Annotated in this window: 23 protein-coding genes and 1 riboswitch; of the genes, 16 read left to right on the top strand and 7 right to left on the bottom strand. The window is 31.9% G+C overall.

All coding sequences use genetic code 11. From position 1 onward, the window contains the following. Positions 1-50 precede the first annotated feature (50 nt). Positions 51-908, bottom strand: a complete 858-nt coding sequence (folD, locus tag NSU06_RS08325; protein WP_070582778.1) for a bifunctional methylenetetrahydrofolate dehydrogenase/methenyltetrahydrofolate cyclohydrolase FolD — start codon at positions 906-908, stop codon at positions 51-53. Between the two features lie 210 nt (positions 909-1,118). Here folD and purE point away from each other — a divergent pair, with 210 nt between their 5' ends. From purE to purD, 11 genes are read left to right on the top strand one after another with little or no spacing between them, the layout of a single operon-like run. Further along, positions 1,119-1,601: a 5-(carboxyamino)imidazole ribonucleotide mutase gene (gene purE / locus NSU06_RS08320; RefSeq protein WP_049379554.1), complete on the top strand. Its 483-nt coding sequence runs from the start codon at positions 1,119-1,121 to the stop codon at positions 1,599-1,601. Then, entirely contained in the window at positions 1,588-2,712 is a 1,125-nt protein-coding gene (gene purK / locus NSU06_RS08315; protein ID WP_340779775.1) for a 5-(carboxyamino)imidazole ribonucleotide synthase, read from the top strand. Before purE ends, purK begins: the two co-directional genes overlap by 14 nt. A gap of 3 nt (positions 2,713-2,715) precedes the next feature. After that, complete coding sequence (gene purC / locus NSU06_RS08310; RefSeq protein ID WP_019835351.1) at positions 2,716-3,420, top strand: phosphoribosylaminoimidazolesuccinocarboxamide synthase; 705 nt, start codon at positions 2,716-2,718, stop codon at positions 3,418-3,420. Then, positions 3,420-3,680, top strand: a complete 261-nt coding sequence (gene purS / locus NSU06_RS08305; RefSeq protein ID WP_048682723.1) for a phosphoribosylformylglycinamidine synthase subunit PurS — start codon at positions 3,420-3,422, stop codon at positions 3,678-3,680. The genes purC and purS overlap by 1 nt, the downstream gene beginning before the upstream one ends. 1 nt (position 3,681) lies before the next feature. Then, positions 3,682-4,353: a phosphoribosylformylglycinamidine synthase subunit PurQ gene (gene purQ / locus NSU06_RS08300; protein ID WP_017175770.1), complete on the top strand. Its 672-nt coding sequence runs from the start codon at positions 3,682-3,684 to the stop codon at positions 4,351-4,353. Then, positions 4,346-6,535 (top strand): phosphoribosylformylglycinamidine synthase subunit PurL, encoded by a 2,190-nt coding sequence (purL, locus tag NSU06_RS08295; RefSeq protein ID WP_017175769.1) that lies wholly within the window; start codon positions 4,346-4,348, stop codon positions 6,533-6,535. The genes purQ and purL overlap by 8 nt, the downstream gene beginning before the upstream one ends. After that, a complete protein-coding gene (purF, locus tag NSU06_RS08290) occupies positions 6,514-7,998 on the top strand; it encodes an amidophosphoribosyltransferase (protein WP_017175768.1) in 1,485 nt (494 codons plus the stop codon). The genes purL and purF overlap by 22 nt, the downstream gene beginning before the upstream one ends. Next, positions 7,991-9,019, top strand: coding sequence for a phosphoribosylformylglycinamidine cyclo-ligase (gene purM, locus NSU06_RS08285; protein WP_340779773.1), 1,029 nt, complete (start codon positions 7,991-7,993; stop codon positions 9,017-9,019). Before purF ends, purM begins: the two co-directional genes overlap by 8 nt. A 2-nt stretch (positions 9,020-9,021) precedes the next feature. Continuing rightward, the gene (gene purN / locus NSU06_RS08280) at positions 9,022-9,588 is read left to right on the top strand and encodes a phosphoribosylglycinamide formyltransferase (protein WP_340779770.1); all 567 of its coding nucleotides are present in this window, start codon (positions 9,022-9,024) and stop codon (positions 9,586-9,588) included. A gap of 15 nt (positions 9,589-9,603) precedes the next feature. Then, positions 9,604-11,082, top strand: coding sequence for a bifunctional phosphoribosylaminoimidazolecarboxamide formyltransferase/IMP cyclohydrolase (gene purH / locus NSU06_RS08275; RefSeq protein ID WP_340779767.1), 1,479 nt, complete (start codon positions 9,604-9,606; stop codon positions 11,080-11,082). A gap of 35 nt (positions 11,083-11,117) precedes the next feature. Further along, complete coding sequence (gene purD / locus NSU06_RS08270) at positions 11,118-12,356, top strand: phosphoribosylamine--glycine ligase (protein WP_017175764.1); 1,239 nt, start codon at positions 11,118-11,120, stop codon at positions 12,354-12,356. Between the two features lie 71 nt (positions 12,357-12,427). Here the strand turns inward: purD and NSU06_RS08265 are convergent. The 5 genes from NSU06_RS08265 to graF all read right to left on the bottom strand — a co-directional run bounded on the left by NSU06_RS08265 (position 12,428) and on the right by graF (position 17,154). After that, a protein-coding gene (locus tag NSU06_RS08265; RefSeq protein WP_093514945.1) for an IS3 family transposase occupies positions 12,428-13,569 on the bottom strand; the annotation gives its coding sequence in 2 pieces (ribosomal slippage) (positions 12,428-13,299 and positions 13,299-13,569; 1,143 coding nt in all). Positions 13,570-13,782: 213 nt separating this feature from the next. Next, positions 13,783-14,592, bottom strand: coding sequence for an energy-coupling factor transporter transmembrane component T family protein (locus NSU06_RS08260; protein WP_017175761.1), 810 nt, complete (start codon positions 14,590-14,592; stop codon positions 13,783-13,785). Next, positions 14,585-15,988 carry an ABC transporter ATP-binding protein gene (locus NSU06_RS08255; RefSeq protein ID WP_070813311.1) on the bottom strand — a complete coding sequence of 468 codons (1,404 nt, stop codon included), beginning with the start codon at positions 15,986-15,988 and terminating at the stop codon, positions 14,585-14,587. Before NSU06_RS08255 ends, NSU06_RS08260 begins: the two co-directional genes overlap by 8 nt. A 12-nt stretch (positions 15,989-16,000) precedes the next feature. After that, positions 16,001-16,576 carry an ECF transporter S component gene (locus NSU06_RS08250; RefSeq protein ID WP_017175759.1) on the bottom strand — a complete coding sequence of 192 codons (576 nt, stop codon included), beginning with the start codon at positions 16,574-16,576 and terminating at the stop codon, positions 16,001-16,003. A 92-nt stretch (positions 16,577-16,668) separates the two neighbouring features. Then, positions 16,669-16,770, bottom strand: a riboswitch (TPP riboswitch). 264 nt (positions 16,771-17,034) lie between these two features. Beyond that, complete coding sequence (gene graF, locus NSU06_RS08245) at positions 17,035-17,154, bottom strand: glycopeptide resistance-associated protein GraF (protein ID WP_145433491.1); 120 nt, start codon at positions 17,152-17,154, stop codon at positions 17,035-17,037. A gap of 152 nt (positions 17,155-17,306) precedes the next feature. Between graF and auxA the strand changes: the two genes are divergently transcribed. From auxA to ptsP, 5 genes are all read left to right on the top strand, one after another. Further along, positions 17,307-18,602, top strand: coding sequence for a lipoteichoic acid stability factor AuxA (gene auxA, locus NSU06_RS08240; RefSeq protein WP_150885487.1), 1,296 nt, complete (start codon positions 17,307-17,309; stop codon positions 18,600-18,602). 151 nt (positions 18,603-18,753) lie between these two features. Next, the gene (locus NSU06_RS08235) at positions 18,754-19,926 is read left to right on the top strand and encodes a class I SAM-dependent rRNA methyltransferase (RefSeq protein ID WP_049379549.1); all 1,173 of its coding nucleotides are present in this window, start codon (positions 18,754-18,756) and stop codon (positions 19,924-19,926) included. Between the two features lie 65 nt (positions 19,927-19,991). Next, positions 19,992-20,534 carry a DUF697 domain-containing protein gene (locus tag NSU06_RS08230; protein WP_017175756.1) on the top strand — a complete coding sequence of 181 codons (543 nt, stop codon included), beginning with the start codon at positions 19,992-19,994 and terminating at the stop codon, positions 20,532-20,534. Positions 20,535-20,806: 272 nt separating this feature from the next. Beyond that, on the top strand, positions 20,807-21,073 hold the full coding sequence (locus NSU06_RS08225) for a phosphocarrier protein HPr (protein WP_002448249.1): 267 nt from the start codon (positions 20,807-20,809) through the stop codon (positions 21,071-21,073). Positions 21,074-21,075: 2 nt separating this feature from the next. Then, the gene (ptsP, locus tag NSU06_RS08220) at positions 21,076-22,791 is read left to right on the top strand and encodes a phosphoenolpyruvate--protein phosphotransferase (RefSeq protein WP_049416172.1); all 1,716 of its coding nucleotides are present in this window, start codon (positions 21,076-21,078) and stop codon (positions 22,789-22,791) included. Between the two features lie 52 nt (positions 22,792-22,843). On the opposite strand, the gene NSU06_RS08215 is transcribed toward ptsP, so the two are convergent. Further along, positions 22,844-23,077, bottom strand: a complete 234-nt coding sequence (locus NSU06_RS08215; RefSeq protein WP_049382531.1) for a glutaredoxin family protein — start codon at positions 23,075-23,077, stop codon at positions 22,844-22,846. Positions 23,078-23,102 lie beyond the last annotated feature (25 nt).

The following is a 23,102-nucleotide window of genomic DNA, read 5'->3' as shown; positions in this document are numbered from 1 at the left end:
ATTTGAAATTATGTCTCTCTCTTTTTTAATAATAAACGTTTGAATTTAAATTATTCAATGCCTCTACGCATTTTTTCAGCTAATAATGTATTATTTAAAACCATCGTAATAGTTAAAGGACCTACACCGCCTGGTACTGGAGTAATAGCACCTGCAATTTCTTTTACTTCATCAAATTCAACGTCACCTTTTAGTTTGCCATTTTCATCAGGAGTATTACCTACATCCACAATCACTGCGCCTTCTTTTACATCGTCTTTAGTAACTAATCCAGGTTTACCTACTGCACTGACGATAACATCTGCATGTTTTAAATGGCTATGCATATCTTTAGTACGTGAATGTAAGATTGTTACTGTCGCATTTGCTTGTAATAATAACTTAGACACGGGTTGACCTACAATGTGACTTCGGCCAATTACGACAGCATTTTTACCTTCTAAATCGATATCTGCATGTTTTAAAATTTCCATAATTCCTAATGGTGTACAAGGAACAAACGTTTGTTCATCAATGTATAATTTACCAATGTTTGATGGGTGAAAACCATCAACGTCTTTTTCTGGATTAATTGCTTCTAAAATTTTTTGTTCGCTAACCTGTTTAGGAAGAGGTACTTGGACTAAAATACCACTTACCGAATCATCATTATTTAAACGATCTAGTTCTTTTAATACGTCTTCTTCAGAAGTATCTTCAGATAAATGAACAATTTCAGATATCATCCCTATTTTTTCAGCAGCTTTCTTTTTAGAATTAACATAGCTTTGACTTGCACCATCATTCCCAACTAAAATAACGGATAATTTTGGTGTATATCCCTTTTCTTTTAAAGTTTCAACTTGGTCTTGCAACCCTTGTCTATAATCTTTTGCAATATGTTTCCCATCTAAAATTTTTGCAACCACAAAAAACTCCTCCTTGTTTATTAAACATCTGTCTATAGATTAACTTTAAAGGTATAAAAACGTCAAATTTTAGCTAAAAAGCGTAAATTAAGTTAAGAAACATAGATAAAGTTCGATTTTTGATTGAAATTAAATCTTATACTTGGTATGCTATACGTGTAATATACAACTAATAAGATTTATATTTTAAACTTTGAAAGGGTGTACAAAGTGAAAGTAGCAGTCATTATGGGTAGTTCCTCAGACTGGAAGATTATGCAAGAAAGTTGTGCAATGTTAGAACAATTTGAAATACCATATGAAAAGAAAGTAGTGTCAGCACATCGTACGCCAAAGTTAATGTTTGATTTTGCAAGTGAAGCACGTACAAACGGTTATGACGTTATTATTGCTGGCGCTGGTGGTGCAGCACATTTACCTGGGATGGTTGCTTCAATGACAACGTTACCTGTTATCGGTGTACCTATTGAATCTAAAAGTTTAAAAGGACTAGATTCACTATTGTCTATTGTTCAAATGCCTGGTGGAATTCCTGTTGCTACAACGGCAATCGGTAAATCTGGGGCTAAAAATGCTGGTATTTTAGCAGCGAGAATTTTAAGTATTGGAAATGATTCAGTTTGTAAACATCTTGAACAATATGAACAATCTTTAGTAGATAAGGTAGGCGAAATGCAAGATGAACTTCAATAGATTAAAGTTCGGAGCAACAATTGGTATTATTGGTGGAGGACAATTAGGTAAGATGATGGCACAATCTGCCCAAAAAATGGGCTTTAATGTAGCGTGTTTAGATCCTAATCCAGATAGTCCATGTAAATCAGTAGCAGATGTTTTTATCACGGCAGAGTATGATGATGAAGAAGCCTTAAACAAATTGGGTCAACAATCAGATGTGATTACTTATGAATTTGAAAATATATCTGCTCAACAACTTAAGCAACTAACTCAACAATTTAACATTCCTCAAAGTTATCAAGCAATTGAATTATTACAAGATCGTTTAACTGAAAAACAAACATTAGAATCTGCAGGTACGAAAATTGTTCCTTATGTATCTTTAAAAGATGAAAAAGATTTGAATCAAGCAATTGAAACATTAAGTTATCCATTTATCGTAAAAACACGTTTTGGTGGATATGATGGTAAAGGACAAATTTTAGTGAAAAATGATTCCAATGTTGAAGAAGCTAAAGTACTTGTTTCAAAACATGAATGTGTGGCAGAAAAATTTTTAGATCTCGATCGAGAAGTATCTTTAACTGTAACGATTGGTAATCAAAAACAAATTGCTTATTTCCCACTACAAGAAAACGAGCATCGTAATCAAATACTATTTAAAACTATTATTCCAGCTAGATGCGATAAAGAGCAAGAAGCGAGAAAAGAAGTAGATAAAATAATCGAAAAAGTTCACTTTGTTGGTACTTTTACCGTGGAATTCTTTATTGATAAATCAAATCACTTATATGTAAATGAAATTGCACCGAGACCACATAACTCTGGACATTATACGATTGAAGCATGTGATTATTCTCAATTTGATACACATATCTTAGCAGTAACTGGTCAAGATTTACCTCAAGAGATTGAAATTTTAAAACCAGCTGTGATGATGAATTTACTAGGACGCGATTTAGACTTATTAGAAGATAAATTTGGAGATCATCCTGAATGGCATGTCCACATCTATGGAAAAACAGAACGAAAACCGGATAGAAAAATGGGGCATATGACCATTCTTACAAATAATGTTAATGAAACTGAAAATGAAATGTTGAAACAATTTAAAGGGAGAGAATAATCAATGTCATTACTTTATGAAGGTAAAGCAAAAAGAGTATTTTCAACTGAAACAGTACATCAGTTGAGAGTTGAATACAAAGATGAAGTCACAGCAGGTAACGGCGCCAAAAAGGATAAGATGCAAGGGAAAGGACGTTTAAATAATCGAATTACTTCAATTATTTTCGAATATTTAAATAAACATGGCCTTGAAAGCCATTTTATTAAACAGCTTTCTGAAACTGAGCAATTAGTTAAAGAAGTAAAGATTATACCACTAGAAGTAGTTGTAAGAAATATTGCGACAGGTTCTATTACGAAACGTTTAGGTTTTGAAAAAGGCCATGTATTTGATGAACCACTTGTAGAGTTCTTTTATAAAAATGACGATTTAAATGATCCATTGATTACTGATGATCATGTCAAATTACTTCATATTGCTAATGATGAGGAAATTAAGACATTAAAAGATATGGCTAAAAATATTAATAAAGTATTAATTCAATTAATGAATGAAATGGATTTAAGATTAGTAGATTTTAAAGTTGAATTTGGAAAAACAGAAAATGGTGATATTTTATTAGCGGATGAAATTTCACCAGATACTTGTCGTATTTGGGATAAATATTCAGATACGAATTTCGATAAAGATGTATATAGAAATGATACTGGTTCTTTAATAGATACGTATCAAACATTTTTGGATAAATTGGAGGAACTAAAATAATGAAAACAATTGAACTTCACATTACATTACAACCACAGGTATTGGATACACAAGGTCAAGCATTAAATCGTGCTGTGCATGACTTAGGTTATAAACAAGTTAATGACATTAGAGTAGGTAAAGTATTATATATGACTGTTGATGAAGCTACAGAGGAAGCAGTAAATAATATTATTACGACATTAAGCGAAAAGTTATTTGCTAATACGGTTATTGAAGAATATAGTTATAAAATTGTTGATGAAAAGGAGAATGCATAATATGAAATTTGCAGTTCTCGTTTTTCCAGGATCTAACTGTGATAGAGATATGTATAATGCGGCTATTAAAACAGGTGCAGAAGCTGAATATGTAGATTATCGTGAAACATCTTTAAAAGGTTTTGACGGGGTATTAATTCCAGGTGGTTTTTCATTTGGTGACTATTTACGTTCAGGGGCTATGGCAAGTGTCGCTCCAATTATTAGCGAAGTGAAACGTTTTGCCAGTGAAGGTAAGCCCGTTTTAGGTGTATGTAATGGATTCCAGATTTTAACTGAGATAGGACTATTACCCGGCGCCTTATTACATAATGATTCACATCTATTTATTAGCAGAAATGAAAAACTGAAAATTGTTAATAATCAAACTCCTTTTACTAATTTATATGGAGAAAATGAAATTGTTGTTTATCCTGTAGCACATGGAGAAGGACATTATTATTGTACAGATGATATGTACAATGAATTAGTTGAAAATAATCAAATTATTTTAACATATGAAGATAACCCGAATGGGTCTCATGAACATATTGCAGGTATTGTAAATAAAGCAGGCAATGTATGTGGAATGATGCCTCATCCTGAAAGAGCACTTGAAACACTTCTTGGTACAGACAGTGGTGTTAAATTATTCGAAGCAATGGTAAATAGTTGGAGGGAACAAAATGTCTAAGTTTATCGAACCTAGTATTGAAGAAATTAAACTTGAAAAACTATATCAAGACATGGGTTTAAGTGATGAAGAATATAATAAGGTACGTGAGATTTTAGGAAGAGAGCCTAACTTTACAGAAGTAGGTATTTTCTCAGTCATGTGGAGTGAACATTGCTCTTATAAACATTCTAAACCTTTCTTAAAGCAATTCCCGACAACTGGCGAGCATGTCCTTATGGGACCAGGTGAAGGTGCTGGAGTTGTAGATATTGGTGATAATCAAGCGGTAGTTTTCAAAGTAGAATCTCACAATCATCCTTCAGCAATCGAACCTTATCAAGGTGCAGCTACTGGTGTAGGAGGTATCATCAGAGATATCGTATCGATTGGAGCAAGACCCATTAACCTACTAAATAGTTTGCGATTCGGTGAATTATCAGTAAAACAAAATCAACGTTTATTAAAAGGCGTTGTCCGTGGTATTGGTGGTTACGGTAATTGTATTGGTATACCAACTACAGCAGGAGAAATCGAATTCGATGAACGTTACGATGGAAATCCGCTTGTCAATGCAATGTGTGTAGGTGTTATCGATCACGATATGGTACAAAAAGGTACTGCTAAAGGTGAAGGAAATTCAGTCATTTATGTAGGCCTTAAAACTGGACGTGATGGTATTCATGGTGCCACATTTGCATCTGAAGAATTAACTGAAGAAAGTGAAAGTAAACGACCTTCAGTACAAATTGGTGACCCATTTGTAGGTAAAAAATTAATGGAAGCCACACTTGAAGCAATCACATTTGATGAACTTGTAGGTATCCAAGATATGGGAGCAGCAGGTCTTACCTCTTCTTCATCAGAAATGGCTGCTAAAGGCGGTAGTGGATTAGTACTGTATCTAGATCAAGTCCCAACACGTGAACCAGGAATCTCACCATATGAAATGATGTTATCTGAAACACAAGAAAGAATGTTACTTGTTGTTGAAAAAGGAACAGAACAAAAGTTCTTGGACTTATTTGATAAACATGAACTTGATAGTGCAGTAATTGGTGAAGTAACGGATACTGACCGCTTCGTTCTTAAATACGAAGATGAAGTGTATGCAGATATTCCTGTTGATGCACTAGCTGATGAAGCACCTGTCTATATTTTAGAAGGTGAAGAAAAAGAATATAATACCTCAAAAAATGATTATAGTGAGATCAATGTACAAGATGTATTTAAGAAATTATTAAAGCATCCAACAATTGCTTCGAAACATTATTTATATGAACAATACGATCAACAAGTAGGTGCTAATACCATTATTAAACCTGGACTACAATCATCTGTAGTAAGAGTTGAAGGAACAAATAAAGCCATTGCTTCAACCATTGATGGTGAAGCTCGATATGTATTTAATCAACCTTACGAAGGTGGAAAAATGGTTGTGGCAGAAGCTTATAGAAATTTAATTGCTGTAGGCGCAACACCATTAGCTATGACAGACTGTTTAAATTATGGTTCTCCAGAAAAGAAAGAAATTTACCAACAATTAATTGATTCTACAAAAGGTATGGCAGAAGCTTGTGAAGTATTAAAAACACCGGTAGTATCAGGAAACGTTTCTTTATATAACGAAACTAGAGGAACTTCTATTTTCCCTACACCAGTAGTAGGAATGGTAGGACTCATTGAAGATATTCAATATTTAAATGATTTCCATCCAGAAACAGGGCATACATTATATCTTGTAGGAGAAACAAGAAATGATTTTGGTGGAAGTCAAATTGAAAAACTTTTATATAGTAAAGTCAATCATGAGTATGAAGAAATTGATTTAGGTGATGAAGTGGCAAAAGGCGAAGCAATAAAAACATCTATTAGAAATGGAATTGCTTCTCATGTACAAACTGTAGGTAAAGGCGGTTTGCTTATTACGCTTGCTAAAATAAGTGCTTATTATAATTTAGGATTAGAAGCAAAAGTAGAACTCTCTGATGCACAATTATTTAGTGAAACACAAGGACGTTATGTCGTTGCAGTCAAAGAAGGACAAACACTAGATGTAGATGGAGCTATTAAAATTGGTGAATTAACAGATGTTGATGAATTTAAAGTATCTAATACTACATCTACAATTACAGAAAAAGTCTCAGATATTAAAGCAATTTGGGAAGGAGCTATTTCAGAATGTTTAACTACAGTGGATTAAACGAAGAATGCGGTGTCTTTGGCATTTGGAATCATTCAGAAGCAGCTCAGTTAACTTATATGGGATTGCATAGTTTACAACATAGAGGGCAAGAAGGTGCAGGGATTGTAGTTTCTGATGAAGATACTCTAAAGGGTGAACGTGGTTTAGGTTTACTTACTGAAGCCATTAAAGAACCACAACTTAATAAACTAAAAGATGGCAATCATGCTATTGGACATGTTCGTTATGCGACATCAGGAAATAAAGGTATCGAAAATATCCAACCATTTTTATATCATTTCTACGATATGAGTGTCGCAATTTGTCATAATGGTAATTTAATTAATGCACAAACTTTAAGACAGTACCTTGAAAAACATGGTGCCATTTTCCACTCATCTTCTGATACTGAAGTGATTATGCATTTAATTCGTCGTAGTAAAGCTCCTACATTTGAAGAGGCGCTAAAAGAAAGTTTACGACAAATTAAAGGCGGATTTACTTTCGCAATATTGACTAAAGACGCTTTGTATGGTGCTGTTGATCCAAATGCGATTCGTCCTCTAGTAGTTGGTAAGATGCAAGATGGAACATACATTTTAGCTAGTGAAACATGTGCCATAGATGTGCTAGGAGCAGAATATGTTCAAGATATTCATGCTGGAGAGTATGTTGTCATTAATCACAATGGCATTGAAGTAAAATCATATACAAGTCACACTAACACAGCTATTTCAGCAATGGAATATATTTACTTTGCGCGTCCAGATTCAACAATTGCTGGAAAAAATGTGCATGCAGTTCGTAAAGTTTCTGGTAAAAAATTAGCTCAAGAAAGTCCGGCTCAAGCAGATATGGTTATCGGTGTTCCAAACTCATCATTATCTGCAGCTAGTGGCTATGCTGAAGAGATTCAATTACCTTATGAAATGGGGCTTGTGAAAAACCAATATGTCGCACGAACTTTTATTCAACCTACACAAGAATTACGTGAACAAGGAGTACGCGTTAAGCTATCGGCAGTGAAAGATATTGTAGAAGGTAAAGACATTATTTTAGTTGATGACTCTATTGTAAGAGGAACAACAAGTAAACGTATTGTCAAAATGCTTAAAGATGCTGGAGCAAATAAAATACATGTACGTATAGCTTCTCCAGAATTTATGTTCCCTAGTTTTTATGGAATTGATGTGTCTACTACTGCTGAATTGATTTCTGCTAGTAAATCTCCAGAAGAAATTTGTGAGTATATTGGTGCAGATTCTCTTGCATATTTAAGTGTTGAAGGTCTTATAGAATCAATTGGATTAGATTTTGATGCACCATATAGTGGATTATGTGTAGAAAGTTTTACAGGAGATTATCCAGCAGGTCTATTTGACTATGAAGAAAACTATTTAAATAATTTAAGTACACGTCAAAAAGAATATATTGATAATCATAAACATTATTTTGATAGAGAGGGAAATATACATGTCTAAAGCTTATGAACAATCAGGTGTTGATATTCATGCAGGTTATGAAGCGGTAGAAAGAATGTCTAGTCATGTTCAACGTACAATGCGTAAAGAAGTACTTGGTGGATTAGGTGGATTTGGTGCGACTTTTGATTTATCCCAGCTTAATATGAAAGCGCCAGTATTAGTCTCTGGTACAGATGGTGTAGGAACAAAATTAAAGCTTGCCATTGATAATAATAAGCATGACACGATTGGTATTGATGCAGTTGCCATGTGTGTAAATGATATTCTTACAACGGGCGCAGAACCGCTATATTTTTTAGATTATATAGCAACAAATAAAGTTGTTCCGGAAGTGATAGAGCAAATTGTAAAAGGTGTGAGTGATGGTTGTGAAGCTACTCATACTGCTCTTATTGGTGGAGAAACAGCCGAGATGGGTGAAATGTATCACGAAGGAGAATATGACTTAGCAGGTTTTGCTGTAGGGGCAGTCGAAAAAGATGAATATATTGATGGATCTGAAGTAGAAGAGGGACAAATTATCATTGGTTTAGCTTCTAATGGAATTCATTCTAATGGGTATAGTTTAGTAAGAAAGTTAATTCAAGAATCCGGAATTAATTTGAATGATTCATTTGATGGAAGTACTTATCTTGATACATTTTTAGCTCCGACTCAATTGTATGTGAAACCTATTTTAACTTTAAAAGAAAAAGTTAAAATCAAAGGCATGAATCATATTACTGGTGGCGGATTTTATGAAAATATACCTAGAGGCTTACCTAACGGGTTAGCAGCTAAAATTGATACACAATCCTTCCCAACACCAAAAGTATTTGAATGGTTACAACAACAAGCTGACATTGAAACGAGTGAAATGTATAACGTTTTTAATATGGGCATAGGCTATACTGTCATTGTAAATAAAGAAGATGTATCTAAAGCACTTGATATCTTAAAAGAACAAGATATTGCTGCATATCAAATAGGGGAAATTGTTAAAAGTAATGATGCACAGATTTATCTTGAGGGGGTATAGATATGACTAAGGTGGCTATATTTGCCTCTGGATCAGGAAGTAACTTCGAAAATATTGTATCTAAAGTTGATAAGGGGCACCTTAATAATATAGAAATTACTTCTTTGTATACAGATCATCACGATGCTTATTGCATTGAGCGTGCAAAACAGTTGAAAGTGATGGTTCATATTAATGAACCTAAAGACTTTGAAAACAAAGCAGAATATGAACAAAAATTAATTCAACTTCTTCATAGTGAAGAGGTGGAGTGGATTATCTTAGCAGGTTATATGAGATTAGTGGGACCAGACTTATTAAATGTTTATGAAGGTAAAATATTGAATATTCATCCTTCATTATTACCAAAGTACAAGGGGAAAGATGCAATTGGTCAAGCATTTAATAGTGGGGATAAGGAAACAGGTTCAACAGTTCACTATGTAGATAGTGGAATGGATACGGGAGAAATAATTGAACAACGAAAATGTGATATAAAACCGGACGATACAAAAGAAGCGTTAGAAGAACGTGTGAAACAATTAGAATATGAACTTTATCCAAGTGTAATAGCTAAAGTTATTAAATAAGGAGCATAGTTAATCATGAAAAAAGCAATTATTAGTGTTTCAAATAAAAGTGGAGTCGTGGAATTTGCTAAATCATTAACGCAATTAGATTATGAATTATATTCAACGGGCGGTACAAAACGTGCTTTAGAAGAAGCTAATGTAACTGTTAAATCTGTATCAGAGTTGACGCAATTCCCTGAAATTATGGATGGTCGTGTAAAAACGTTACATCCAGCAGTACACGGTGGTATTTTAGCAGATCGTAATAAACCTGAACATTTAGAACAATTATCAGAACAACACATTGATTTAATTGATATGGTTGTGGTCAACTTATATCCTTTCCAACAAACTGTAGCTAATCCAGATGTAACTGAAGATGATGCAATTGAAAATATCGATATTGGTGGTCCAACTATGTTACGTGCTGCAGCCAAAAATTTTAAACATGTAACAACCATTGTCCATCCATCTGATTATAATGAAGTCATTCAACGAATTAAAGAACATCGACTTGATGAATCATACCGTAAGTCATTAATGATTAAAGTATTTGAACATACAAATGAATATGATCATGCAATTGTAAGTTTCTTCAAAGGAGATAGTGAAGAATTACGATATGGTGAGAATCCTCAACAATCAGCACGTTTTGTTCGTACTTCTAATAGTAAACATACTATTGCTGGTGCGAAACAATTACATGGTAAGGCATTGAGTTTTAATAATATTAAAGATGTAGATTCAGCATTAGCATTAGTGAAAAAATTTAAAGAACCAGCTGCCGTTGCAGTTAAACACATGAATCCATGTGGTGTAGGTATTGGCACTGATATTGAAACTGCATTTAAACATGCGTATGATGCAGATAATCAGTCTATCTTTGGTGGGATCATTGCACTCAATAGAACAGTTACCAAAGATTTAGCGGAAACGTTACATTCTATTTTCTTAGAAGTTGTCATTGCACCAAAATTTGATAAAGAAGCTTTAGATATTTTAACTCAAAAGAAAAATATTCGCTTATTAGAAATTGATATGACAATTGATAATCGTGAAGAAGAATTTGTTTCAGTCTCAGGTGGATATTTGGTTCAAGATAAAGATAATTACGAAGTGTCTAAAGAAGAAATGAAGGTTGTTACAGACGTTGAACCTACCGATGCTCAGTGGGAGGCAATGCTTCTAGGATGGAAAGTTATTCCATCAGTGAAAAGTAATGCAATCATTTTAAGTAATAATAAACAGACAGTTGGAATTGGTGCAGGACAAATGAATAGAGTAGGTGCAGCTAAGATTGCATTAGAGCGCGCAATTGAAATAAATGACAATGTAGTAATGATTTCTGATGGCTTCTTCCCAATGGATGATACTGTTGAACTTGCTGCAAAACATGGTATTAAAGCTATTATTCAACCAGGCGGTTCAATTAAAGACCAAGATTCGATTGATATGGCTAACAAACATGGTATTGCTATGGTTACTACTGGTATGCGTCATTTTAAACACTAATTTAAAATAATTGAGAGAATAGAGGGAGAAAAGAAATGAATGTTTTAGTTATAGGTGCAGGCGGTCGTGAACATGCATTAGTATCAAAATTACATCAGTCGCCACTTATTGAAAAACTTTATGCTATTCCTGGAAATGATGCAATGACTCATTTAGCTGAAATACACACTGAAATTGCTGAAACCGACCATAAGGCTATTTTACAATTTGTTCACCAACATCATATAGAATGGGTGATTATTGGTCCAGAACAACCATTGATAGATGGTTTATCTAATAAATTGAGAGACAATCATGTTAAAGTCTTTGGTCCTAATAAAGAAGCAGCCCAAATTGAGGGTTCTAAATCTTTTGCTAAAAGGGTAATGGAAAAATATGATATTCCAACTGCTGATTATAAAGAAATAGACAATAAAACTGAAGCACTTAATTATGTAAATGATTGCGAATTACCTATTGTAGTCAAAAAGGATGGGTTAGCTGCTGGTAAAGGCGTAATTATTGCTAATACACGAGATGAAGCAATTGAAGCGGTAGAAGTGCTATATCCACAAGAAGATGGAAAAGTTGTCTTTGAACAATTTCTTGAAGGAGAAGAATTCTCATTAATGACATTCATTAATGGTGATTATGCAGTTCCTTTTGACTGTATTGCTCAAGATCATAAACGTGCCTATGATAATGACGAAGGTCCTAATACTGGTGGGATGGGCGCTTATTGTCCTGTTCCTCATATTTCAAATGACGTTTTAGAACGTACAAACAAAGATATTGCTCAACCAATTGCTAGAGCGTTAAAAGAAGAGGGTTATGACTATTTTGGTTTACTTTATATAGGTGCAATTTTAACTAAGGAAGGTCCTAAAGTTATTGAATTTAATGCACGATTTGGTGATCCAGAAGCGCAAGTATTGTTAAGTCGTCTAGAAAGTGACTTGATGGCACAAATCGTTGCTCTAGACCGTAAAGAACCTATTCGTTTTCAATGGATTAACGATTATGTGGTAGGAGTAATGCTTGCTTCGAAAGGCTATCCTGGGTCATATGATAAAGGTGCAGAGGTTTCAGGCTTTGAATTAAATAACCATTATTTCGTTAGTGGTTTGAAAAAAGAAAATGATACATTTCTTACATCCGGCGGACGAGTTGTATTAGCCATTGGAAAAGGAAAAACTATTCAACAAGCACAAAAAGATGCTTATGGAAATGTAGAAAAAATTAAGAGTGATCAACTATTTTATCGTAAAGATATTGGAAATAAAGCACTCAAATAAACTAAAAATAATAACCCATAGATGATAGGCACTGAACCCTTAAAATGGGAACTTAATAAAAACACTATGTGCTAGGCTGCTAATTCTCTGTATTTTACAGGGGATAAGTAGCCTAGTTTTTGTTGAATTCGATTATTATTATAGTTTTTAATGTATTTTTCGACAATATCTATTACAATATGATTAGAGCTATTAAGCTGATTATTGATGTAAAAAGTTTCAGACTTTAGCGAGGAATGAAAACTTTCTATCGGGGCGTTATCGGCAGGTGTTCCCTTTCGGGACATACTTCTGATAATGCCTTTTTCTTCGCATAATTGATAATAAGCATAAGATGTATAAACGCTGCCTTGATCACTATGTAATATACACCCCTCAGGTATATCGATTTGATTTAATGTATCATTAACTAAACTTTGGTCTTGTTTATCATCTATTTTATACGCCACAATTTCTCCGTTATATATGTCCATTATCGAAGATAAATACAACATAGAGTGACCAAATGGTAAATAAGTAATATCGGTTGTTAATACTTTCATGGGACAACTCGCTTTAAATTGTCTTTGTAATAAATTGTTTGTTTTATAATACGGTTTACCTATCCTTGTCGTCTTTTTAGGTCTAACTCGGCAGTTCAAATGATGCTTCTGCATAATTCTCTGTACTCTCTTATGATTAATTGGTGATGTATAACATTGATTAATCAATGCTGTAATCTTACGATAACCGTAGGTATAGTGGTTAGCTTCACATAATTCAATGACTTTTTGTGTTACAGTATCATTTTTATAGGTTTTGTTTTTCCATCGGTAATATGTTGATTTAGGTATGTTTAATACGTCTAGTATCAATTTGATTGAATAGTTTCCTTTTAATTGATCCACTAAATCTATGACTACCGTTGGTACCACTTCCTTTCCAATGCCTTGTACTTTTTTAAAATATCCAATTCTATATCTTTTCTCTTATTTTCTAATTTTAATTGTTCTACTTCTGACAGCTCTTCTAATCCTTTACCGTAGGTATATTGTTTACCAACGTGTTGTGAAAATCTATAACTTTCCCCATTTCGATACCATCGCCACCAAGTTTTCACTTGTGTTCTATTTCTAATATTTAATTCTTCCATAATTTCTTTTGTTGAAAATCCTGCTGCTTTCATTTCAACAGCTTTATACTTTGTTTCTACTGAATAAGCAACTCTTTTCATAGAAAAAACACCTCCGCATGATTCATTTTAATATGAATCATGCGGAGGTGTTTTTATATACTTCCCACTAATTGGGGTCAGTCCAGATATTCATCTATGGGTTTTTTATAATGTTAGGGTTTAATATACGAGCAAGATAAATTTACTGTATTTTTGAAACTGTTTTTATCTTTGAACTCAATTTTTACTTTAGTTTGTCTTATGTTAGATATATTACTCTAACATTTCTGAAACACGAGCATCTTCAATACCAGTGATTGGAAAATATTGAGATAAATAAAAAGCAATAATAAGTAAAGCAATTGTCATACCAACAAAAAGAATATCTTTGTATGAGAAAGGTGCTTTATAATAATAGGTACGTGGGCCATCTTTAAATCCTTTTGATTCCATAGCTACTGATAATTGATGTGCACGACGTATGTTTTGACTTAAAACTGGAATAAGTAAGTGTTTTATACGTTTAAATCCACGATAATTGGAAGCATCAATCATTTGGTAACGCATTTTTAAAGAACGTCTTAATTGGATAAATGATGTGAAAATAAGTGGTACCATACGAATAGCAGCCATAAATGCATAGGCGATTTTAGGTTTTACTTTTAAATGTTGCATTAAACTATAGAAAATCATTACAATTTGCGATGTTAATGCAATTAACACACCAAACATTGAAACAGTAATTGTTCTTAAAGATAAGTGAAGACCTCTTACAATGCTCTCAGTACTAATATGAATAATTCCCCATTCAAATAACATATGTGTACCATCACCATATAAAATCATGAATAATGATGATAGCAAGGCAAAGAGAATGGTTGCTGATAAAAATGCAGCAATGACTTTAAAAGCTGTACCATTAAAAGATAATAAAAATATAAACATTAATAAAGTAATATAAATCATGTAATCAAAATTATGCACAAAAATGATAAAAATAAATAATAAAACTCCAAGAATTAATTTCGTAATAATATTTACATCATCTACAAGTGTATGACGCTTTTTCCAACGTTCAAACATTTGATTCACCTGCCATTTCTAAAAGCTTATGATTTTCTACGACAAGTCGACGTGTTGGATAACGATGAATAATTTCAGGGTCATGCGTCACCATTACGATAGTTTGTCCTTGTTTTACACGTTCTTCAAATAGCTTAATCAATTGAAATGTATTATGACTATCAAGTCCAAATGTTGGCTCATCTAGTAAAACAATTTCAGCTTTTGAACTTAAAGCAGTTGCTACGCTTAATCGACGTTTTTGACCTGTAGATATTTCAAAAGGATGATGATGTTTAACTTTTTCTAAATGTAAAAGTTTCAAAAGATGCTCAGTTTCTTCTTTCGATTTTGCTTTATCAAGATGATTATAATGAATATTAATTTCGTCATAAACTGAATTTGTAATAAATTGAAGTTCAGGATTTTGGTATACAAGATACATATTTTGAGCAGCATCTTTAATTTTCTTCAGTAATCGCTTCTCATAAAACATTGTACCGTTGTATTTCACTAATTGCATCATAGATTCGAGTAAAGTAGTTTTACCAGCTCCATTTTTTCCAGTAATTGTAATCCATTCTCCAGGATGAATATTTAGTTCTGAAACTTCAAATAGTATATTTTTACTACGAATTATTTGTCCGTTTTGAAATTTAAAAAGTGTATTGGAATATTGGGGAGTTAAATCTTTTCGAATAGGTGCATAATCCCAAGCATGAGGATGCCATACGCCAAATTCAGTGAGTAACGATTCACAATGTTTGAGTATGTATTCAGGTGTATTATCAGCTATAATTTCTCCATCATAGTTCATTAATATGACTCGATCTACATGATGCCAAATATGTTCCACTTTATGTTCTACAATTAATACCGTTTGATCAGTCCATAAGTGAATTAATCGTTGCCATAAGTCAGCAGTTGCTTGTACATCTAACATAGCTGTAGGTTCATCTAAAAAGAGTGTATCAGCTTTCTGTAAAATCGTTTCAACGATAGCAAGCTTTTGTTTCATACCACCACTTAAATTATTTACGAAAGTTGAATTATCCACATCTAAATCTACAGACGCAAGTGCTTTTTTAATTTGTTCATCCATGTCTTCTCTTGGCACTTTTTGATTTTCTAAGACGAAAGCTAATTCTTCGTAAACTTTTGGCATACAAAATTGTGTATCTGGGTCTTGAAAAATAACCCCCGAATTAGGATCAATGTCTAGTTCATCATATTTCATCGGTAATTCTATAAGATTAGGAACAATGCCACTAAGGACATTAAGCAATGTGCTTTTACCAGATCCTGAAGGACCTAGTAAAAGCACTTTTTCTTTATCTTTAATTTCTATATTTAGATTATCGAAAATTTTTCGATCACCATTTGGATATTTTAGACGTAAATTTTTGACTTTTAACACAATCATTTCCCCTTATAAGTTGTCGTAATCTTTTTGAGAGGCAGGACGGAATAATTTAGTTACTCCAGTTTGATCTAAGGCTTTTACAATTAAATAAGAGAGTATACCAGACAGTACAATACCACTAATAGCACGGAAAATGATGAAAAGTAGTAAGTTCCAACCCGCAACTTCGTTTAGATAGCCGTAAAAATAATCTACAGGGAAAGATACTAATGCTGTTACTAAACCAGCTAACATTGCTACCATTAAAGAACGTGATTTGTATTTAAAGATAGCAAACACAATTTCACATGCTAGACCTTGTAAAATGGCATATACTATAGTAGGAATATCAAATTTCCCCATAACAATAGTTTCACCTGCACCAGCAGCAAATTCAGCAATTAATGCAATACCTGGTTTAGGAATAATTAAGTAAGCCACAATAGCAGCCATAAACCAAATACCGTATGTAAGTTGCTCTAGATGTATACCAGCTACTTGAGCTAAATTATATGGCAACCACCATAAGTTATAAATGATTGCAAAAATAACAGCAATCAGCACCGTAACTAGAATTTCTGAAAGTTTTAAACCTTTAGACATAAAATAGTTCCTCCTAAAAAAACGCACAACCCTTCGTAGAAAAGTTGTGCGTAAATTTAAATAAAAATGCTATTGATTATTAAAAACATGATTTATTTAAGTTAACACTTTCCTACGCTAGTTTTTAACTAGATCAGGTTCAAAGGGTTTGAGGTTAAGCCTCATCTCAGTGCTATACACCCCTAGTGCATTTATATTTTATTTATTTTAAATGTATGACTTTTAATAGTAGATGTCAAGATGCTTTTAATCTATATTTAATTAAAAATAAATTATAATTAAACAGTTTACATATTTAACAATTAAAATGTAATTAGTTCTAAAAATAATGAATGAAAGTAGGACAGATTTATTTCCAACTCAGCCATCGATAGCCAATATATTAAAAATACCTGAGACAGCTTGTATGTCTCAGGCTTATTCATTAAATATTCTTAATGATGACATAAATAAGAAAATTAGTCTAATGTACTTTGAACGTCTTGTTTAGTTTGTTCAATATCATCAGTTTTTTCTTCTTTTTGTTCTTTTAATTTTTCTTCATATTCTTTTGCTTTTTTTGCATCTTCATGTGTCATAGGACAACTCTCCTTTTTCATAGATTACTTTACAAAATTAATATACCCAATTAATAAAAGAATAAACTTCATCTCAGTCTAGAGAAGTATTTTATTTTTTATTAAAGACAAGAATAGAAAGTTCATATATAATTAATTTTGAGGTGAACTGTATGTCTTTTCTTAAGAAACACGCCGAGATTATCTATAGTTACTTGATCGGTATCGTTTCACTCTTCACAGGTCTCATTATCTTAATCAATTTGCCTTTAATCCATAAACTAAAAGATAAAGATAAAATTGATTTAAAAATACATAATATATGGGACTTTCTTAATGCATTTTTTAGTGAAATAATTAGAGTGATGAGTAGATTCATAGGCAACTTTCCAGTTGTAAGTGCAGTCATAATTATTCTATTTGGTATTCTTGTCATATTGATTGGATATACGTTATTTAGAACAACCAAATACGATTACGACATCTCAATTTTCTTTTTAGTCATTGGTATTTTATACTTCCTCATTACAATTACATTGATGACTCAAGTATATGGTTTTTGGGCAATTATATTCATTATTCCATTTGTGATTCATACAGGATATATCGTTTATAAAGATGAATTGTATCAAGAAAATAGAAAAGTTCATTATTTATGGATTATTATTTCATATGGAATAAGTTACTTGATTACTCAACTGTCATTGTATGGCAAAATCGATGCAAATGAGATTGAGCCTATTGATATTTTAAGTGTAAATACATTCTTCATCATTATGTGGTTATTAGCTCAAGCGGCAATTTGGAATTTCTTATTCTTACGCCGTGCGTTACCTTTAACAAAAGAAGAATTAGGGGAAGAAGAGCCTGAATTATCAAGAACTCAAAAAGGAAACGTTTCGACTCAATCAAAAGTTCATTTTAAACAACTTCAAGATAAAACATCAGAATATGCACGTAAGACAAGAAGAAGTGTAGATTTAGATAGAATTAGATCTAAACGCGATAAATTTAAAAGTAAATTTAAAAATATTGTAGATATAGAAGAAGATGATATTCCTAAGTGGATGAGACGTCCTAAATGGATTAAACCAGCATATGTGGAAATTTTCTGTGGTTTTATCTTATTCTTATTTACATTTATAGAATTTAATAATAGAAATGCTCTATTTGTATCTGGAGAATGGGAATTATCACAAACTCAATACGTGATTGAATGGATTACACTGTTAATATTACTCTTTATTATTATCATTTACATTGCGACGACATTTACTCATTTTTTAAGAGGCAAATTTTACTATTTACAGTTGTTTATGATTAGTATTCTATTCTTCAAATTGCTTACTGAATTTATTAATATAATGATTCATGGTCTATTACTTTCAATATTTATTACACCTACATTAATTATTATGTTAATACCTGTAATTATAGCATTTTCGTTGCAATTAAAAGAAAAACCATAATCTGAGTAAGGGAGTGGAACAGAATTCATTTTTGAATTCAGTGTTCCACTTCTTTTTTTAATTTAATATTTAGGTGAAGAATTTTAATTTGTTAAAATAGTAGAGTAGATTACAATAGATTCGTTACAAAATTAAAATAGGAGAAATTAAAATGAAAATAGCAACTTTAAATAAAGGCAAAGAAACTAAATATTTAAATCAATATCCTTTAGTTGAAGAAGAAGATATTTTTCAACACGATCATTTAAAAGAAGGTGACTTGTTTAATATAGTTACTGAAAATAACCAATATATTGCAACAGCTTATGTAGGACGTCAACATAAAGGATTAGGATGGGTAATCACATATAGCCAAGAAGAAGATATCAATATTACTTTCTTTGAAAATTTATTTAAAAAAGCGCTAGAAGAAAGAGAGTATTACTATAATATAGAAGGAACTAATGCTTTTAGACTATTTAACGCTGAGGGAGATGGCGTTGGAGGTTTAACTATTGATAATTACAATGGACATCTACTTATTCAATGGTATTCAAAAGGAATTTACAAGTTTCGTTATATAATTATTGAAGCAATAAAAAAAGTATTTAAATTTGAATCAGTTTTTGAAAAAATGCGCTTTAAAGATACGGAGTATACAGGAGGACATGTACTTGGAAAAACTCCGGAATTTCCAATAGTTATTGAAGAAAATTTTACATTTTACAATGTTGATTTAAACGATGGATTAATGACAGGAATATTTTTAGATCAAAAAGAAGTTCGTAAAAAATTACGTGATTATTTTGCCGAAAATAGAAGTATTTTAAATTTATTTAGTTATACGGGCGCGTTTTCAGTGGTAGCATCTAAAAATGCTAAAGTTACAACAAGTGTAGATTTAGCTAATCGTTCTCGTACATTAACTGAAGAAAATTTTGGGTTAAATGGTGTAGACCCTAAAAGTCAATATATCTATGTCATGGATACATTTGATTTTTATAATTATGCAGCACGTCATGGAAAACAATATGACACAATAGTCATTGATCCACCTAGTTTTGCACGTAATAAAAAGAAAACTTTTTCAGTACAAAAAAATTATGATGATTTAATTAATGGTGCTTTAGATGTTTTAGCACCAGATGGTACATTGCTTCTATGTACAAATTCAAGTGCTTTTTCTTTAAAAGCATTTAAAAATGTAATTAAGAAAACATTGGAACAAGCTAACGTAGAATATGAAATAGAAGAAGTCATGGGATTACCAAAAGACTTTAAAACACATCCACATTATAAACCTTCTAAATATTTAAAAGCTGTATTCATAAATATTAAGCATTAAAGTACTGAAATAGGGTATTAAATGTATATTGAAAATATTATGAAAAACGAAAGGTGAGTCAGTAAGTGGGTATTATTAATAAAATTACAAATGGAGTTACTGATAAAGTTGGTAAAAAAGTCTTAGATATAGAAGAAATTAACGAAAAAGATATCTTACCTAAAAATGAAGAAGAAATTGCACAACGTAGAGAAAAAGCTAAAGCTGTTGTTAAGAAAAAATCTTTATTATCTTCAGGGATGAGTGTTGTGCCAATTCCAGGATTAGACTTTGGTGTAGATATCAAATTGATGAAAGATATTATTGAAGATATTAATAAAATTTATGGTCTTGATCAAAAACAAGTCAATTCTCTTGGTGAAGATGTTAAAGAACGTATTTTATCAGCAGCAGCAATTCAAGGTAGTTCAATGATTGGTGAAAAAGTAACTAGTGGTGCTTTGAAACTAATCATTAGAGATGTTGCTAAACGTACAGCAGCAAAACAAACAAAATGGTTCCCAATAGTGGGACAAGCTGTTTCAGCTTCAATTAGTTACTACTTTATGAATAAATTAGGTCAAGATCATATAGAAAAATGTGAAAAAGTTTTACGTGATATTATTTAATTTTTTAAAAATGTAGTATAATAAAAGGGAAGGAATTTATATATAACATTAGAAAATTGACTAACATCAACCTATACCCATTTTAAGTAATCAAACTTTGTTTGATTACTTATATAATGACTGCTACTTTATTAACATAAGTGTATTTTTCGATAATAATTCAATTATATAAGAATTGAATTTAGTTATATATTTTGGTAGTGTTAGGGTATGAATTTTTATGTTAGATAATAAGAAAATTAATTTTCTAACTTATGGAGGAGAAATAGATTATGGAACAAAAATCATATGTAATTGTTGACGAAACTGGAATTCATGCACGTCCAGCTACAATGTTAGTGCAAACAGCATCTAAATTTGATTCAGATATTCAATTAGAATATAACGGTAAAAAAGTAAATTTAAAATCAATTATGGGCGTTATGAGTTTAGGTGTAGGTAAAGATGCTGAAATTACTATCTATGCTGATGGAAGCGATGAACAAGATGCAATTCAAGCTATCAGTGAAGTTTTATCAAAAGAAGGTTTAACAGAGTAATTATGTCTAAATTAATTAAAGGTATTGCAGCTTCTGATGGAGTTGCAATTGCCAAAGCATATTTACTAGTAGAACCTGATTTATCATTTACAAATGAGAAAATTACTGATACTGATGCTGAAATTAAAAAGTTCAGAAATGCTTTAGAAGCTTCCAAAATTGAATTAACAAAAATTAGAAATAATGCTGAAAAATCATTAGGTGCAGATAAAGCTGCTATTTTTGATGCACATTTACTTGTACTTGATGACCCAGAATTAATTCAGCCAATTGAAGATAAAATTGCGAATGAGAAAGTCAATGCACCAGAAGCATTAAATGAAGTTACGACTCAATTCATTACTATTTTTGAATCTATGGATAATGAATATATGAGAGAACGTGCAGCAGATATTCGTGACGTTTCTAAGCGTGTACTTGCTCATCTTTTAGGCGTGGAGTTACCAAATCCTAGTATGATTGATGAAAGTGTAGTTATTATAGGAAACGATTTAACACCATCTGATACTGCACAATTAAACAAAGAGTTTGTTCAAGGTTTTGTTACAAATATTGGTGGACGTACAAGTCATTCTGCAATTATGAGCCGTTCATTAGAAATTGCAGCCGTGGTTGGTACTAAATCGATTACTCATGAAGTAAAACAAGGAGATATGGTTATTGTTGACGGTATTACTGGTGACGTTATCATAGATCCAACTGAAGACGAACTCATTGCTTATCAAAATAAACGTGAGCGTTTCTTTGAAGATAAAAAAGAATTACAAAAACTTCGTGATGCCGAAACTGTAACTGTTGACGGTGAACATGCAGAATTAGCTGCTAATATTGGTACACCTGATGATTTATATGGTGTTATGGAAAATGGCGCTGAAGGAATTGGTCTTTATAGAACAGAATTTTTATATATGGGTAGAGATCAAATGCCAACTGAAGACGAACAATTTGAAGCGTATAAAAAAGTTTTAGAAACTATGAAAGATAAACGCGTTGTTGTACGTACTTTAGATATTGGTGGAGATAAAGAATTACCATATTTAAATTTACCTAAAGAAATGAATCCATTCTTAGGTTATCGTGCAATTCGTTTGTGCTTAGATCAACAAGACATCTTCAGAACACAATTACGTGCGTTATTACGCGCATCTGCTTATGGTAAATTAAATATTATGTTCCCAATGGTAGCCACTATTAAAGAGTTTAGAGATGCTAAAGCTATTCTTTTAGAAGAAAAAGATAAATTAACTAGCGAAGGACAAGAAGTTGCTGATGATATCGAAGTAGGTATCATGGTAGAGATTCCTTCTACTGCTGCGTTAGCTGATATCTTTGCTAAAGAAGTAGATTTCTTTAGTATAGGAACTAATGACTTAATTCAATATACTATGGCAGCTGACCGTATGTCTGAACGTGTTTCATATTTATATCAACCATATAACCCAGCAATTTTACGTTTAGTTAAACAGGTCATTGAAGCTTCTCATAAAGAAGGTAAATGGACTGGTATGTGTGGTGAAATGGCTGGCGATGAAACAGCAATTCCATTATTATTAGGTTTAGGATTAGATGAGTTCTCTATGAGTGCAACCTCTATTCTTAAAGCTAGAAGACAAATTAATGGTTTAAGTAAAAATGAAATGGCGGAATTAGCAAATCGTGCCATTAATTGTGCAACACAAGATGAAGTTAAAGAACTTGTTCATCGCATTTCTAAATAATATTAAAAATACCTGAGACAACTTATGATGTCTCAGGTTCTTTTTTTATGTATTACAGTTGGATATCAAATATTCTGTTGATTTTTTCTAAATCTACATGATACATAGGCTCCTCATTTAATAAGATAAATGGTGTAGAGAATGCATCATATTCTAACATTTCATTACGATAAGAAGGATGCTTAATATTTTTTTCAATAAAATTAATATGATGTTCCGTTAAATAATTTTTTATAAAATTACAAGGTGGACAATCATCTTGTGTATAGATAATTATTTTAGACATAAATCATATTCTCCTTTTAATTATA

Source organism: Staphylococcus sp. FSL W8-1270 (assembly GCF_038007165.1).
In the GTDB taxonomy this organism is placed as follows: domain Bacteria; phylum Bacillota; class Bacilli; order Staphylococcales; family Staphylococcaceae; genus Staphylococcus; species Staphylococcus hominis.
The sequence above is the reverse complement of the archived record's forward strand: the minus strand, read 5'-3'. Positions and strand labels throughout refer to the sequence as shown.